The organism is Roseivivax sp. CAU 1761 (genome assembly GCF_054482755.1).
On record NZ_JBTLRM010000077.1, the window covers coordinates 1 to 1,009 of the forward strand.

Here is a 1,009-nt window from a genome sequence, read left to right on the forward strand (position 1 = left end):
GTTGCCAGCAGTTCGGCTGGGCACTCTATGGAAACTGCCCGTGATAAGCGGGAGGAAGGTGTGGATGACGTCAAGTCCTCATGGCCCTTACGGGTTGGGCTACACACGTGCTACAATGGTGGTAACAATGGGTTAATCCCCAAAAGCCATCTCAGTTCGGATTGTCCTCTGCAACTCGAGGGCATGAAGTCGGAATCGCTAGTAATCGCGTAACAGCATGACGCGGTGAATACGTTCCCGGGCCTTGTACACACCGCCCGTCACACCATGGGAGTTGGTTTTACCTGACGACGGTGCGCTAACCTTCGGGAGGCAGCCGGCCACGGTAAGATCAGCGACTGGGGTGAAGTCGTAACAAGGTAGCCGTAGGGGAACCTGCGGCTGGATCACCTCCTTTCTAAGGATGATCCTGGAAGATTTGGTTCGCCAAATCTCGTGGATCACTTAGCAGCTGCAGTGCTCGCGTCGCCGAAAGGCGGCAGCACATCAAGCAGCAAATCACCGGACCGTCCCCATATCTCTTCAGACCAAGGTAAAAGAGCAGGATGCGGGGGTAACCGCCTGCGGCCCCGATCCGGGCTGCGCTCGCGTCCGAACGCTGGCCCATCTCGCGGCATGGCCGGCATCAGGGTCGGTAGCTCAGGTGGTTAGAGCGCACGCCTGATAAGCGTGAGGTCGGAGGTTCAAGTCCTCCTCGACCCACCATTCCCGGGGCCTTAGCTCAGCTGGGAGAGCGCCTGATTTGCATTCAGGAGGTCAGGAGTTCGATCCTCCTAGGCTCCACCAAATCCTTCGCTTCGCTCTGGATTTTGCGGAGCCTCGGATTGAAGCGCGCCAATCGCCGAGCCGATTGGCAGTGGCTCCACCCTTTACCTGACGACGCCGATTGCATCGGCAAGCGCTGGGATCAGCGTTTGCCCGTCCAATCGGACGCGTTTTGACATCGTGAAGAGAGAAACAATCAACATTGCCCGAGGACCGCAAGTGCGCGGCTCCTCTCGGCCGGTTC

Annotated in this window: 2 tRNA genes and 1 rRNA gene; all 3 read left to right on the forward strand. The window is 58.5% G+C overall.

The features are described 5' to 3' along the window. Positions 1 to 397 (forward strand): 16S ribosomal RNA (locus ACXYMW_RS19745); the annotation flags it as partial. A 231-nt stretch (positions 398 to 628) separates the two neighbouring features. Continuing rightward, positions 629 to 705: transfer RNA gene (locus tag ACXYMW_RS19750), tRNA-Ile, on the forward strand. 5 nt (positions 706 to 710) lie between these two features. Next, positions 711 to 786, forward strand: a tRNA-Ala gene (locus ACXYMW_RS19755). The last annotated feature ends 223 nt before the right edge of the window (positions 787 to 1,009 follow it).